The sequence below is a fragment of the Streptomyces sp. NPDC045701 genome (assembly GCF_056432045.1).
Genome location: NZ_JBWKJV010000003.1, coordinates 166,122 through 179,148, shown reverse-complemented (window position 1 = coordinate 179,148; position 13,027 = coordinate 166,122). Strand labels below are relative to the sequence as shown.

12 protein-coding genes and 1 pseudogene are annotated in these 13,027 nt (G+C 73.9%); 5 read left to right on the top strand and 8 right to left on the bottom strand.

The features are described 5' to 3' along the window. Positions 1-12: 12 nt before the first annotated feature. The 3 genes and pseudogenes from AC07DW_RS04960 to AC07DW_RS04950 form a co-directional block, all read right to left on the bottom strand. A pseudogene (locus AC07DW_RS04960) lies at positions 13-629 on the bottom strand (FMN reductase). Next, a complete protein-coding gene (locus AC07DW_RS04955; protein WP_478856207.1) occupies positions 626-1,705 on the bottom strand; it encodes an LLM class flavin-dependent oxidoreductase in 1,080 nt (359 codons plus the stop codon). The pseudogene AC07DW_RS04960 and the gene AC07DW_RS04955 overlap by 4 nt, the downstream one beginning before the upstream one ends. A gap of 187 nt (positions 1,706-1,892) precedes the next feature. Beyond that, positions 1,893-2,933 (bottom strand): LysR family transcriptional regulator, encoded by a 1,041-nt coding sequence (locus AC07DW_RS04950; RefSeq protein WP_478856206.1) that lies wholly within the window; start codon positions 2,931-2,933, stop codon positions 1,893-1,895. A gap of 46 nt (positions 2,934-2,979) precedes the next feature. On the opposite strand from AC07DW_RS04950, the gene cbiE reads away from it, so the two are divergent. Continuing rightward, on the top strand, positions 2,980-4,236 hold the full coding sequence (gene cbiE / locus AC07DW_RS04945) for a precorrin-6y C5,15-methyltransferase (decarboxylating) subunit CbiE (protein WP_478856205.1): 1,257 nt from the start codon (positions 2,980-2,982) through the stop codon (positions 4,234-4,236). Then, the gene (gene cobM / locus AC07DW_RS04940; RefSeq protein ID WP_478856204.1) at positions 4,233-4,982 is read left to right on the top strand and encodes a precorrin-4 C(11)-methyltransferase; all 750 of its coding nucleotides are present in this window, start codon (positions 4,233-4,235) and stop codon (positions 4,980-4,982) included. The genes cbiE and cobM overlap by 4 nt, the downstream gene beginning before the upstream one ends. Here cobM and AC07DW_RS04935 read toward each other — a convergent pair. After that, positions 4,970-6,148 carry a cobalt-precorrin-5B (C(1))-methyltransferase gene (locus tag AC07DW_RS04935; RefSeq protein WP_478856203.1) on the bottom strand — a complete coding sequence of 393 codons (1,179 nt, stop codon included), beginning with the start codon at positions 6,146-6,148 and terminating at the stop codon, positions 4,970-4,972. The two genes, cobM and AC07DW_RS04935, sit on opposite strands and share 13 nt — an antisense overlap. A 12-nt stretch (positions 6,149-6,160) precedes the next feature. Between AC07DW_RS04935 and AC07DW_RS04930 the strand changes: the two genes are divergently transcribed. Continuing rightward, positions 6,161-6,901, top strand: a complete 741-nt coding sequence (locus AC07DW_RS04930) for a cobalt-precorrin-6A reductase (protein WP_478856202.1) — start codon at positions 6,161-6,163, stop codon at positions 6,899-6,901. A gap of 22 nt (positions 6,902-6,923) precedes the next feature. Here AC07DW_RS04930 and AC07DW_RS04925 read toward each other — a convergent pair whose 3' ends face one another. Then, a complete protein-coding gene (locus AC07DW_RS04925; RefSeq protein ID WP_478856201.1) occupies positions 6,924-8,300 on the bottom strand; it encodes a D-glucuronyl C5-epimerase family protein in 1,377 nt (458 codons plus the stop codon). Between the two features lie 217 nt (positions 8,301-8,517). Further along, a complete protein-coding gene (locus tag AC07DW_RS04920; protein ID WP_478856200.1) occupies positions 8,518-9,207 on the bottom strand; it encodes an LbetaH domain-containing protein in 690 nt (229 codons plus the stop codon). Between the two features lie 88 nt (positions 9,208-9,295). Between AC07DW_RS04920 and AC07DW_RS04915 the strand changes: the two genes are divergently transcribed. Continuing rightward, entirely contained in the window at positions 9,296-10,171 is an 876-nt protein-coding gene (locus AC07DW_RS04915; protein ID WP_478856199.1) for a glycosyltransferase family 2 protein, read from the top strand. Here AC07DW_RS04915 and AC07DW_RS04910 read toward each other — a convergent pair. Both AC07DW_RS04910 and AC07DW_RS04905 read right to left on the bottom strand, forming a co-directional pair. After that, positions 10,168-11,259 (bottom strand): NAD-dependent epimerase/dehydratase family protein, encoded by a 1,092-nt coding sequence (locus AC07DW_RS04910; protein ID WP_478856198.1) that lies wholly within the window; start codon positions 11,257-11,259, stop codon positions 10,168-10,170. The genes AC07DW_RS04915 and AC07DW_RS04910 overlap by 4 nt on opposite strands. A gap of 622 nt (positions 11,260-11,881) precedes the next feature. Further along, positions 11,882-12,379 (bottom strand): hypothetical protein, encoded by a 498-nt coding sequence (locus tag AC07DW_RS04905; RefSeq protein ID WP_478856197.1) that lies wholly within the window; start codon positions 12,377-12,379, stop codon positions 11,882-11,884. 112 nt (positions 12,380-12,491) lie between these two features. Here AC07DW_RS04905 and AC07DW_RS04900 point away from each other — a divergent pair, with 112 nt between their 5' ends. Then, complete coding sequence (locus tag AC07DW_RS04900; RefSeq protein ID WP_478856196.1) at positions 12,492-12,797, top strand: tetratricopeptide repeat protein; 306 nt, start codon at positions 12,492-12,494, stop codon at positions 12,795-12,797. Positions 12,798-13,027 lie beyond the last annotated feature (230 nt).

Sequence of the window (13,027 nt, the reverse complement as noted above, 5' to 3'; positions counted from 1 at the left end):
GTGCGCCGGACGTCATCCCCCCAGCCGGGCCAGTTGCTGGGCGAAGGGCACGACGTCCGGTACGCCGTTCCTGCCGGTCGCCCCGGCAGTTGCCCGTGCGGGGCGGGCCGTCATCAGGGTGGCCAGCTCCCCGGCGCCCGGTCGATCCGGGCGGTCAGGCCGTTGTCGGTCCGGCCCGGTGAGCCCCAGTCCTCGGACGCCGCGTACACGGCCGTGGGCACGGCCTGCGCCCGCAGGTGGGCGAAGAGCGGCCGCAGCGCGTGGTCCAGGACCAGCGAGTGGCGGGCGGTGCCGCCGGTGGCCGCCAGGAGGACCGGCGTGCCGGTCAGCGCGTCGGGGTCGAGCAGGTCGAAGAAGGACTTGAACAGGCCGCTGTACGAGGCGTTGAACACGGGCGTCACCGCGATCAGGCCGTCCGCGCCGGTCACCGTGTCGATCGCGTGGTCCAGTGCGGGCGGCGGGAAGCCGGTGACCAGGTGCTTGGCGATGTCGAGCGCCAGGCCGCGCAGTTCGACGACCTCCACCTCGGCGTCCCGGAGCCGTCCGGCCGCCGACGCGGTGAGCCGGTCGGCCAGCAGACGGGTGGACGAGGGGCTGCTCAGGCCGGCGGACACGGCGACGAGCTTCACGGGGTCTCCTTCCGGGTCGTGGCGGGGTGCGCAGGGGCGGTCTCGGGCACACCGGCCGGCCGCAGGCTCGCGAACTCCTTGCGCAGCACCGGTACGACCTCCTCGCCGAGGATGTCGAGCTGCTCCAGCACGGTCTTCAGCGGCAGACCGGCGTGGTCCATCAGGAAGAGCTGGCGCTGGTAGTCCCCCACGGAATCGCGGAAGCTCAGTGTCCGCTCGATGACCTCCTGCGGGGAGCCGACGGTCAGCGGGGTCTGCTCGGTGAACTCCTCCAGGGACGGACCGTGCCCGTACACGGGCGCGTTGTCGAAGTACGGGCGGAACTCCCGTACTGCGTCCTGGGAGTTCTGGCGCATGAAGACCTGGCCGCCGAGCCCGACGATGGCCTGCTCGGGCGTGCCGTGGCCGTAGTGCGCGTACCGCTGCCGGTAGAGGTCGACCATCTTCTTGGTGTGCTCCTTGGGCCAGAAGATGTTGTTGTGGAAGAAGCCGTCCCCGTAGTAGGCGGCCTGTTCGGCGATCTCGGGGGAGCGGATCGAGCCGTGCCAGACGAACGGCGGTACGCCGTCCAGCGGGCGCGGGGTGGAGGTGAAGCCCTGGAGGGGGGTGCGGAAGCGGCCCTCCCAGTCGACTACCTCGGTCCTCCACAGTTCGTGGAGGAGGCCGTAGTTCTCGATGGCGAGCGGGATGCCCTGCCGGATGTCCTGGCCGAACCAGGGATAGACCGGGCCGGTGTTGCCGCGCCCCATCATCAGGTCGACGCGCCCGTCGGCCAGGTGCTGGAGCATCGCGTAGTCCTCGGCGATCTTCACCGGGTCGTTGGTGGTGATCAGGGTCGTCGAGGTGGACAGGACCAGGCGCTCGGTGCGTGCGGCGATGTACCCAAGCATGGTGGTGGGGGAGGACGGGACGAACGGCGGGTTGTGGTGCTCGCCCGTCGCGAAGACATCCAGGCCGACCTCCTCGGCCTTGAGCGCGAGGGTCACCATGGCCTTGATCCGCTCGTGCTCGCTCGGCGTACGGCCGTTGGTCGGGTCGGGCGTCACGTCGCCGACGGTGAAGATCCCGAACTGCATCGCGCTCACCTCTCGCAGTCGCCCGGAGCGTTCGTCGTTCCGGCGTTTGGTTGAATATTAAACCGTCGGTGTCAACGGACGACCCGCCCCGCCTATTCCGCCCCGTACGCCGCCTCGCGGGCCCCCGCCTCCCGGGTCCCCCGCGAACCGGGGACGTACCGGAGCCACGGAGCCGCCCGTCACGGCGTCACCAGCCGCGCGCCTCGCGCAGCAGCAGGTCGCGAACCAGCGTCAGGTGCGGGTGGTCCACCGCTCCCGGCCGCCGGACCAGGTACGCCGTGTTGATCGGCGGGTCCTCCGGCGACAGCAGCGGTACGAGCGTCCCCGCCGCCAGCTCCTCCAGGCACAGGTAGCGCGGCAGCACGCCGATCCCCGCGCCCGCCGCCACCGCCTCCCGCACGCCCCGCAGGTCCGGCACCGTCACCGCCGCCCGGCCGGTCAGCCGGGTGCCGAAGACGTGCCGCCAGTAGCGGCGGGTGATCGGCAGATCCTCCGCGTACGCCACCAGCGGCACGCCCCGCAGCGCCGCCGCGCCCTCGGCCGCCACCCGGCCCGCCCCGATCCTGGCCTCCCACGCCGGCGCGGCGACCAGCACGAACTCCTCGTCCATCAACGGCGTCGCCACCAGCGCCCGGCCCCGTGGCCGGTACGTCGCGATCACCAGGTCGTGGTGGCCCGCCCGCAGCCCCTCCAGCAGCTCGTCGGTCAGCCCCGTCGCCACCCGCAGCACCACGCCCCGCTCCGCCACCGGCGCCGCCAGCGCGGGCAGCACCCGTACGCACAGCAGCTCGGCCGGCCCCGCCAGCCGTACGGGCTCGACATCGCCCGCCGCCGACCGGCCGGTCACCGCCTCCAGTGCGTCCAGCGGCTCGGCGACCCGGGCGGCCAGCCCGTCCGCCACGGCGGTCGGGGCCACCCCCCGGGGCAGGCGGGTGAACAGCTCCCGGCCCAGCCGCCGCTCCAGCGCCCGGACCTGCGCGGTGACCGTCGGCTGCGACAGGCCCACCAGCCGCGCGGCGGCCGTGAACGACCCGGAGCGGTGCACGGCCAGGAACGTGCGCAGCAGCGTCAGATCCAGCGGCGGCCCACCGAACTCCGGACCGGGCCGCCCGCCGGGCGCGGCGCCGGGCTCGCGGTCCGGCGCCGAGCCGGGGAGGGCGCCGGGCCGGGGACCGCGCTCCGCGCCGGGCCGTCCGCCGGGCTTCGCGCCGGGTGCACTGTCGGTCATGACCCCGACCCTAGGGCCCGGCGACCGGCCGGTAGGGTTCCAGCCCGTGAGCAGCCCCGCCCCCGTACCCGCCGCCCCGCCGGCCGTGACCGTCGTCGGCATCGGCGCGGACGGCTGGGCCGGGCTCCCCGACGCTTCCCGCACGGCGCTGCGCGACGCCGACGTCGTCCTCGGCGGCGACCGGCAGCTCGCCCTCCTGCCGGAGAGCTGCGGAGGCGAGCGGGTCGCCTGGCCGTCCCCGCTGCGCCCCGCCGTTCCCGCCCTGCTGGCCGAGCACACCCGCGACGGCCGCCGGGTCGCCGTGCTGGCCAGCGGCGACCCCATGTTCTACGGGATCGGCCGCGCCCTCGCCGAGACGGCCGGCCCCGAGCGGCTGCGCGTCCTGCCCCACCCGTCCTCCGTCTCGTACGCCTGCGCCCGCCTCGGCTGGCCGCTGGAGGACACCGAGACCGTCACGCTCGTCGGGCGGCCCCTGGCGTCCCTGGCCGCCGCGCTGCACCACGGGCGCCGGCTGCTGGTGCTCAGCGCGGGTGCGGCGACCCCCGGCGAGGTCGCGGGGCTGCTCCGCGACCGGGGCTTCGGCCCCAGCCGCCTCACCGTCCTCGAACAGCTCGGCTCCGACCGCGAGCACCACCTGACCGGGACCGCCGACGACTGGGACCACCCGCCCGGCGACCCGCTGAACGTCATCGCCGTCTCGTGCGCGCGCTCCACCGGGGCGCTGCGCCTCGGGGCCGTGCCCGGCCTGCCGGACGCGGCGTACGAGAACGACGGCCAGCTCACCAAGCGGCACGTGCGCGCCGCGACGCTCGCCGCGCTGGCGCCCGCGCCCGGCGAGCTGCTGTGGGACATCGGCGGCGGTTCCGGCTCGATCGGCATCGAGTGGATGCGTACGCACCGCACCTGCCGCGCGGTGAGCGTGGAGCGCTCCCCCGAACGGGCCGCCCGCATCGCCCGCAACGCCGCCGCCCTCGGCGTACCCGCCCTTCGGGTCGTCACCGCCGCCGCCCCCGCCGGACTCGCGGAGCTGGCCGCCCCCGACGCGGTGTTCATCGGCGGCGGGCTGACCGTCCCCGGGCTGCTCGACGCCTGCTGGGCCGCCCTCGGGCCGGGCGGGCGGCTGGTCGCCAACACCGTGACCCTCGAATCCGAGGCGCTGCTCGCCGACCGGTACCGGCGCCACGGCGGCGAACTGGTCCGGCTCGCGGTCGCGCACGCCGTCCCGGTGGGCGGCTTCACCGGCTGGCGCCAGGCCATGCCGGTCACCCAGTGGTCCGTAACCAAGCAGGAGTCAGAAGAATGACCGTCTACTTCATCGGTGCGGGTCCCGGCGCCGCAGACCTGATCACCGTGCGTGGCGCCCGCACCCTCGCCTCCTGCCGGGTGTGCCTGTACGCCGGGTCCCTCGTCCCGCGTGAGCTGCTCGCCGAGTGCCCGCCGGACGCCCGGCTCGTCGACACCGCCCGCCTGGACCTGGACGCCATCACCGCCGAGCTGGTCCGCGCCCACGAGGAGGGCCATGACGTGGCCCGCCTCCACTCGGGCGACCCGTCCGTGTTCAGCGCGGTCGCCGAGCAGATGCGGCGGCTGGACGCGGCGGGCATCCCCTACGAGGTGGTGCCGGGCGTCCCGGCGTTCGCCGCCGCCGCCGCCGCGCTCAAGCGGGAGCTCACCGTCCCGACGGTGGGCCAGACGGTGATCCTCACCCGGATCGCCGAGCAGGCCACCGCCATGCCGGAGGGCGAGGACCTGGCGACGCTGGGCCGCAGCGGCGCCCTGCTGGTGCTGCACCTCGCGGCCCGGTACGTCGACCGGGTCGTCGCCGAGCTGACGCCGCACTACGGCGCCGACTGCCCGGCCGCCGTGGTCGCGATGGCCAGCCGCCCCGACGAGGTGATCCTGCGCGGCACGCTCGCCGACATCGCCGCCGCCACCAAGGACGCCGGCATCACCCGCACGGCCGTCATCCTGGTGGGCCGCACCCTGGCGGCGACCCAGTTCCGCGACAGCCACCTGTACTCGCCGGAGCGCGACCGTCACCTCTGCTGAGGGCCCCTGGGCTCGCTGCGCCCCACCACGGTGCCCGCGCGGTCGACGCACACCACGTCGACCGTGACGGGCGCCCCGCGCAGCACCCCGAGCGCCTGGTCGCGGGCGGTCGCGGCCACCAGGTCGCCCAGCGGCACGCCCCGCGCGGCGCACAGCTGGAGCGCGGCCAGCCCGGTGTTGGCGGCCGCCACCCGCCGGGCCAGCTCCTCGTCGGCGCCGCCCCGCCGGGCCAGCTCCGCCAGGAACCCCTTGTCCACCTGGGACCGCGCCGAGTGCAGATCCAGGTGTCCCGCCGCGAGCTTGGACAGCTTCGCGAAGCCGCCGCAGATCGTGAGCCGGTCCACCGGGTGCCGGGCTACGTACTTCAGGACGGCGCCCGCGAAGTCGCCCATGTCCAGCAGGGCGTCCTCCGGCAGCCCGTACAGCGACGTGACCGTCCGCTCCGACGTCGAGCCCGTGCACCCGGCGACGTGGGTACGGCCCGCCGCGCGGGCCACGTCCACCCCGCGCCGGATGGAGTCGATCCAGGCGGAGCACGAGTACGGCACGACGATCCCGGTGGTGCCCAGGATCGACAGCCCGCCCAGGATCCCGAGGCGCGGGTTCCACGTGGAACGGGCGATCTCCTCGCCGTGGTCGACCGAGACGGTGATCTCGACGTCCCCGGTGCCGCCGTGCGCCGCCGCGACCCGCGCGACGTGCTCGCGCATCAGCTGCCGGGGCACCGGGTTGATCGCCGGCTCGCCCACCTCCAGCGGCAGGCCGGGCCGGGTGACGGTGCCGACACCCGGACCCGCCCGGAAGACCACGCCCGCACCGGCCGGAAGGAGCCGGACACCGGCCCGGACCAGGGCCCCGTGGGTCACGTCCGGGTCGTCACCGGCGTCCTTGACGATCCCCGCCGTCGCGTACGCGTCCGTCAGCTCCTCCGCCGCCAGCGCGAACGCCGGGGTGTGCCCCTTCGGCAGGGTGATCGTCACCGGGTCGGGGAAGTCCCCGGTCAGCAGAGCGGTGTACGCGGCGGTCGTCGCCGCCGTCGCGCACGCCCCGGTCGTCCATCCGGACCGCAGACCGGTGTGCTTGAGTTGGGCGCTGCGCCCGCCGCCACCTGGGCCCGCACCCGGGTCCTCGTGCGCACTCGCACCCGTACTCGCACTCGTACTCATGGACGGACCTCGATGCACGTACTGATCCTCGGTGGAACGACCGAGGCCCGCCGCCTCGCGGAGATCCTCCACGGGACGGTCCGGACCACGTCCTCGCTGGCGGGCCGGGTCGCCGCCCCGAAGCTGCCGCCGGGCGAGGTCCGCGTCGGCGGGTTCGGCGGGGCCGAGGGCCTGGCGCGCTGGCTGCGCGAGCACCAGGTGGACGCGGTCATCGACGCCACCCATCCTTTCGCGGACACGATGAGTTTCCACGCGGCCCGGGCGGCCGCCGACGCCCATGTTCCCCTGCTCGCCCTCCGGCGTCCCGGCTGGGCCCCGGTCGACGGCGACGACTGGCACCCGGTGGGCACCCTGGAGGAGGCGGCGGACACGGCGCGCGCCCTGGGCCGCCGCGTCTTCCTCACCACGGGCCGGATGGGCCTCGCCTCCTTCGCGCACGTCACCGACGTCTGGTTCCTGCTCCGTTCGGTGGACGCCCCCGAGCCCCCGTACCCGCCGCGGATGGAGGTGCTCCTCGACCGGGGGCCCTTCACCCTGGACGGAGAGCGGGAGCTGCTGCGCCGCCACGCAGTCGACGTCCTGGTCACCAAGGACAGCGGCGGCGCGGCGACGGCACCGAAGCTCACCGCCGCCCGCGAGGCGGGCGTCCCGGTCGTCGTGGTCCGCCGCCCACCGGCCCCCGGCGGGGTGCCGGTCGCCCCGACGCCCGAGGAGGCGGCCGCGTGGCTCTCAGCCCTGGCCGGGGGGCACTGACGGGCACCCCGCCCGTGCCGGGTCAGCCCCGCAGGAGCTGGGAGGCCGGCACCCACCACCCCCGCACGTCGCCGTCGGCCGCGCGCAGCATCGTGCGGCCGTCGACGAGGGCCCGGCGGTCGTACCGCACCGGGGTCTCCTCCGGGTAGGTCACCGTCCGCTCCTCGGCGCCCCGGCGGCACACGACGCTCACCCCGGCCCGGAACCGCGCCCGCCGCGCGGGCCGGTAGTCGGAGGCGCACCACTCGCCCCGCAGGTACGCGGCCGGGTACCGCTCGGCCACGTACCAGCCGGCCCCCGGACCGTCCGTGAGGAGGTAGTGCACGTCCTGCCCCCGGATCCGGGTCCGGTGCGAGGCGCCGGCCTCGGCGGGGCGCGCCGACTCCAGGGTGCGGGTGCCGGTGACGGTGCCGTCGTCGTCGAACCGCAGCAGCGTGTGGGTCCCCTCCGCGAGGTGCACCCGCCCGCCGTCCTTCCCGAGCGACGGTGCCGGGTAGTCGTCCATCAGCAGGTCCGACTGCGCGGCGAGCAGCTCGCTGCCCGACAGCCAGGACAACTGGCGCAGCAGCGTGACGTGCACCGGGTGGTAGGACTTCGTCGGTACGGCGTGCGTACGGCAGTAGTGCGACAGCCAGCCCGGGTTGCGCAGGCTGCGGAAGTTCGCGGCGAGGGTGGTCAGCGAGCCGTCGAAGAGGTCGGCGGCGAGCGGGCTGCGGGTCAGCGCGTAGTAGTCCCACAGCCCGAGCGCGGCGAACATGAAGCCGTTGTACGTGTGGTCGGAGGTGCCCGGAGCGTCGACCGGGTACTCGTGGATCCACAGGTGGTCCGTCTCGTCCCGGGCGACCACCCACGGCTGCTCGCCGGCCCCGGCCAGCAGCGACCGGAACGCCCCGTCGGCCGCCCGGCGGTACCGCTCCCGCGCCGCCGCCGGGACGGCCGGGAGCTGCGCCAGCTGGGCGAACAGGCTCAGCGCCTCACCCTGCGCCATGCCGGAGTACCAGGGCGCTGCGTAGGCGATCCCGGTGTGCACGTCGTGCGTGAAGTCGAAGGGGTAGGGGAAGAACCACGCCCCGCGCCGCTCGTGCCGCCGCGCCACCACCCGCTCCGCCTGGGCCCGCGCCCGTACGAGGAAGAAGGCGTCCCCGGTGCGCCGGTAGGCGGCCAGGTTCTCCAGGCCGTACTGGATCTGCCCGACCGGGTGGTCGTGGAGCCCCCCGTTCCACCGGAACATCCGCACGCCGTCCCCGTCGTGCGTCCCCGCGTCCTCGCGGGGGGCCACCCGGTCCCGCCACGGCCGCATCGCGTCGGGCACGTCCAGCACGCACCGGAACCCCCCGACCGCGAACGTGAACGGCAGCCCGCCGGGCACCGTCACCTCTCCGGAACTCTGCCGTCCCACCAGGAACCCACCTCCGGCCAACGCCACCGCCGCCGCACTGCCTCCGACGGCCTGCAGAAACCACCTGCGGCTCTCCACCACGCATCCCCCCAACAGGTCACACAGTCACCTGCCGTTCCCCGGAGGAGGGATCGTGGTTCATACGCGGCGCGGCCGCCTCGGGCCCGCCCCGAGGCAGAGGCCGGGGCGCTGGAAGCCTTGCACCCTCACGACGTTGTCAGGACCGTCGGCGGCGGATGCTGGTCTGGGCCGCGTGCGGTGCGGTGACGGTGCAGTCGTCCGGGATGGTCCGTATGGCCAGGGTCGCGCCGCTGGTGATCCGGCACCGTCGGCCGATCGCGGCACCGGGGCCGATGCTGATGGCGTTGCCGGTCTGGGTGTCGTCGCCGATGACGGCGCCGAACTGGGGCGTGCCGCACCGGTACAGGCCAGTCGGGGTGCGCATGATGACTTCCCGGTCGGGGGTGCGCATGTCGGTGGTCATGTTGATGGCGGCGACGGTGACGCCTGCGGAGAGGTGGGTCCGGGCGCCGAGGATGGTCCGGTTGATGCCGATGCGGTGGCCCAGGACGGCGTCTTCTCCGACGAAGGCGGCGGTGACCTCGCAGTTGAAGCCGACCCGGGCACCGGCGCACAGGATGCTGCCCTTGCGGACGGTGGTGAACTCGTGGACCTTGACGTCCGGCCCAATGATCACATCGTCCCCGATGATCGCTGAGGGGTGGATGTAGGCGGAGGGGTGGATGCGCTGGTCTTCTCCCAGCAGGACCAGGGCCTCACGCTGGAGGCCGGGCCACTGGGCGAGGAAGTCGGCCAGCTCGAACGTCTCCAGAGCCTGGTAGGTGGTCGTCGCGATGGCTCCGCGGGTGGGGGCGGTGACGTAGTCGCCGAGGATGATCCGCGCCATGACGGTGGCCTTTCTCTCGGGCCGGAACCGGTGTTCGCGGGCGGTAGGCTCGCCGTTCACCTGGCCCCGGAAGAAAGTGGTGGTGGTCGTGTCCCGGCCGCGTGTGGGCGTCGCCGTGCTGACAATGGGCGACCGGATGCCTGAGCTGCTGGCCCTGCTGGACTCCGTGGCCAAGCAGGACGAGGCGGCGGTCCGTGTCGTGGTCGTCGGCAACGGCACGGACCTGCCGGGCCTGCCCGAAGGCGTGACCGGGGTGGAGCTGGAGGAGAACCTGGGGGTGTCCGGCGGCCGGAACGTCGCCTGGCACCGGCTGCGGGAGTTCGGCGACGTGGACGTCCTGGTGGACCTGGACGACGACGGCCTGCTGGTTGAGGCTGACGTGTTCCGGCGGATCGCGGACCTGTACGCGCAGGATCCCCGGCTGGGCATCGTCTCCTTCCGGATCGCGGATGAGACCGGCGCCACCCAGCGCCGTCACGTGCCACGCCTGCGGGCCGGTGACCCGATGCGGCGGGGCCTGGTGACCACGTTCCTGGGCGGCGGGCACGTCCTGTCGATGCCGATGCTGGAGGAGACGGGCGGCTGGCCGGACGCCTTCTTCTTCACCCACGAGGAGACCGATCTGGCCTGGCGGGCCATCGACCGGGGCTGGAAAGTCCTGTATGAGCCGCAGCTGGTGCTCCAGCATCCGAGGACGTCTCCGGCCCGGCACGCGGTCTACTTCCGGATGACGGCACGCAACCGGGTCTGGCTGGCCAAGCGGCATCTGCCGGCGCCGCTCGTTCCTCTCTACCTCGGGGTGTGGGTGGGCCTGACGGTGGCCCGCACGCGGTCCTTGGCCGGTCTGCGGGCCTGGTTCGGCGGGTTTGCCGAGGGTGTCAGGACGTCCTGTGGCCCGCGCCGCCCCATGCGGTGGCGGACGGTGTGGCGGCTGACCCGGCTGGGCAGGCCCCCGGTCATCTAGACCGCGGTGGCCTGCCGGAGCCAGTCCGGGGCTGCGGCAGGAGTGGTCCGGAGCCACGTCACGTAGCGGTCGACGCCTTCCGCGATGGTGACCTTCGGTTTCCAGCCGAGGATGTTCTCCATCTTGCGGACCGCTGCGTACCCGCCCAGCGGGTCACCGGCCGGTAGCGGGGTGTCGAGGAAGGCCGTGTGCGGGTAGTGGCCCTGGACCAGCTCGGCGACCTTGCGCACGGTGGTGGGCACGCCGGTGCCGATGTTCACCGTCTCGGTGTGGGCCCTGGGGCTGATCAGGGCGCGCAGGGTGCCCTCGGCGATGTCGTCGACGTGGACCAGGTCCCGTACCTGGCGGCCGCCGCCGTTGAGGTGCAGGGGCAGGCCCAGGTGGGCGCGGGCGGCGAACCAGGCCACGACCCAGGAGTGGGAGTGCGGCTTGATGGTCTGGGGTTCGCCGTAGACGGAGAAGTAGCGGACGATCGTGTACGACGTGCCGACCTGCCCGAGAACCAGGGCGGTCTGTTCCTCGCCCCAGGCCTTGGTGTTGCCGTAGACGGACTTGGGCCGCACGCGGGTGAACTCGTGGAACCGGGGCGGAATGCGTCCGTATACGGACTCCAGCAACTGCCGCATGGTCAGCAGGTCGGGGCTGTCGGTCTCCTCGGGGTTGCCGTCGCCGTAGACGCTGGCGGAGGAGACGAAGACCATGCGGCGAACGCGGTCCGTCGTGGCCACGGCATCGAAAACGGTCTGGGTGCCGGCCACGTTGGTGCCGATCGCCGCGAGCGGATCGCGGGTGCACGCGGCGACGTCCGCCAGGGCGGCGGCGTGGATGACGTAGTCCGCCTCGCCGACGAGCTTGCGGACCAGGTCTGCGTCCCGGACGTCGCCCAGGACCACGTCCGGGTCCGACGCGTGTACGCCGAAGAGGTCGGCGTACACGGCGGCCGGGTAGGCGTTCATGGTGCACAGGGACACCGGGCGGGCCCCGAGCGCCCGCAGCTGGTCGGTGATGCGGGAGCCGATGAGTCCTGCGCCGCCGGTCACCAGGACGGTGGCACCGGAGAGGACGGCGAGGTCTGAGCGGTGATGCACGATGCCTCCACATGACGGGGTTCGGGTGGTTCTGGTGACAGGGCCCGGCCCGGGCCACGGTCATCCCATGCCGGGCAGTGGCCCGCCCGGGGCCACCGGACGCTGACCGGGCGAGCCCGGGCGGGTGACCATCAGTCAACGGCCTGTGACCAAGCGGGGGGAGGGGCCATCCTGTAGGTCTCTGTAAGCCCGCGTAGGTCAGGGGGCGGCGGTGCGGACGGTGACCATCACAGACTTGATCCGGGCGGCGTGCGAGGAACGCGGGTGGGGCCCGAGCAAGCTGGCCCGCGAGGTCGCTGTGGCCGCAGGCAGGGGGCCGGACGGCCTGGAGCGGCAGTACGCCCGCCGGTGGATGAAGGGGGAGCGGACTCCGTCGCCGGACGGGTGGCTGCCCTACGTCGTGCAGGTCTTACATCTGGACCCGACCCGCATCTGCGTTGCCGATCGGGGTGATCCTGAGCCGCCCGCCCCGGATACCGTGGGATCAGTCCTTGTCCTGGGGAGGAGTGACATGGAACGCCGTACCATGCTGGCCGCGACCGCCGCGTTCGCGCTGTCGGCGCTGAACCTCCCCGACGCCCAGGCCATCACCCGCCGGGTGGCCACCGCACCGACCGGCGCCTTACGGGTCGGCGCCGGTGAAGTCGCGGCGATCCGGCAGATGACCCACACGTTGGGCGACACGGCCGCCGAATTCGGCGGCGCCCACGCCCGCCGGCTGGCCGTTCAGTACCTCACCGGCAACGTCGGCCCCTGGCTGGAGGGCCGGTACACCGAGGTCACCGGCCGGGCCCTGTTCGCCGCCGCGTCCGAGCTGGTGCATCTGTGCGGGTGGATGGTCCAGGACGAAGGCAACGATGACCACCACCAGGGCCTCGCGCAGCGGTACTACGCGCACGCCTTCGCCCTTGCCGAAGAGGCCAGGGAGCCCGAGCTGGCCGCGACCGCCCTGCGCGGGATGGCCACCCAGGCGATCGACCTGGGCCCGCGCGGCCGGGCGGTTGCTCTGCGGCTTTCGGAGAAGTGCGTGGAGTATGCGGACCGGCTGGATGAGCCGAAGGCGGTCGCTTACTACCAGACCACGCTCGCGGACGCCGCTGCCCTCGACGGCGACCAGCAACTGGCCCGCACCGCCTTGGCGAGATCCCAGAGCGCCATCGAGAAGGCCGCGGCTGCCCCCGGTGGGTCCTGGCTCCCACTTCTCCACCGGCCGGTGGGCCCACCACTCCGGCATGATCCTGGCCCGCCTCGGCGACCTGGACAGCGCCCGCGAACACCTCCAGCACGCCCTCGACGTCCACGGCCTGGACCGCCGACGCTCCCGCGCCATCGTCCTGGGCGACCTGGGCCACGTACACCTTCGCCAGGGCGACTTGGACGGTGCCGTTGCGGCGTGGGGCGAGTTTCTCGACTGCGCCGAAGGCGTCCAGTCCGTGAAGATCACCGACGCGCTGACCGACCTGCGCGTGCGGCTCTCCCGCTACGACAAGGCCCCCGGCGTGGCAGAACTGGACGGACGAGCCGCAGCACTGCTGTGATCACAGGGGGCCCGAACGCACCTGTGCCTCCGCTCCGGCGCGGATGCGGAGGCACAGTGGCGGTGCTGCCAAGGCGTTCACCGGATCGGTACGCAGGCGATGGCCGCCACCCCCGACGTCAGGGCTGCCCGACCCGTGCTGGAGCGCCTGAGCCGCGCCGTGCACGGCTTCGCGCTGCTGTGGGCGCATCTCGCCGTACGGCGGCTCGCGCAAGGCCTATGCCGCCAGCG

Excerpts from the sequence above, each read along its gene's own strand:
- AC07DW_RS04955 (WP_478856207.1), bottom strand. The coding sequence starts at position 1,705 with ATGCAGTTCGGGATCTTCACCGTCGGCGACGTGACGCCCGACCCGACC.
- AC07DW_RS04950 (WP_478856206.1), bottom strand. The coding sequence starts at position 2,933 with ATGACCGACAGTGCACCCGGCGCGAAGCCCGGCGGACGGCCCGGCGCG.
- cobM (WP_478856204.1), top strand. The coding sequence starts at position 4,233 with ATGACCGTCTACTTCATCGGTGCGGGTCCCGGCGCCGCAGACCTGATC.
- AC07DW_RS04935 (WP_478856203.1), bottom strand. The coding sequence starts at position 6,148 with ATGAGTACGAGTGCGAGTACGGGTGCGAGTGCGCACGAGGACCCGGGT.
- AC07DW_RS04930 (WP_478856202.1), top strand. The coding sequence starts at position 6,161 with ATGCACGTACTGATCCTCGGTGGAACGACCGAGGCCCGCCGCCTCGCG.
- AC07DW_RS04920 (WP_478856200.1), bottom strand. The coding sequence starts at position 9,207 with ATGGCGCGGATCATCCTCGGCGACTACGTCACCGCCCCCACCCGCGGA.
- AC07DW_RS04900 (WP_478856196.1), top strand. The coding sequence starts at position 12,492 with ATGATCCTGGCCCGCCTCGGCGACCTGGACAGCGCCCGCGAACACCTC.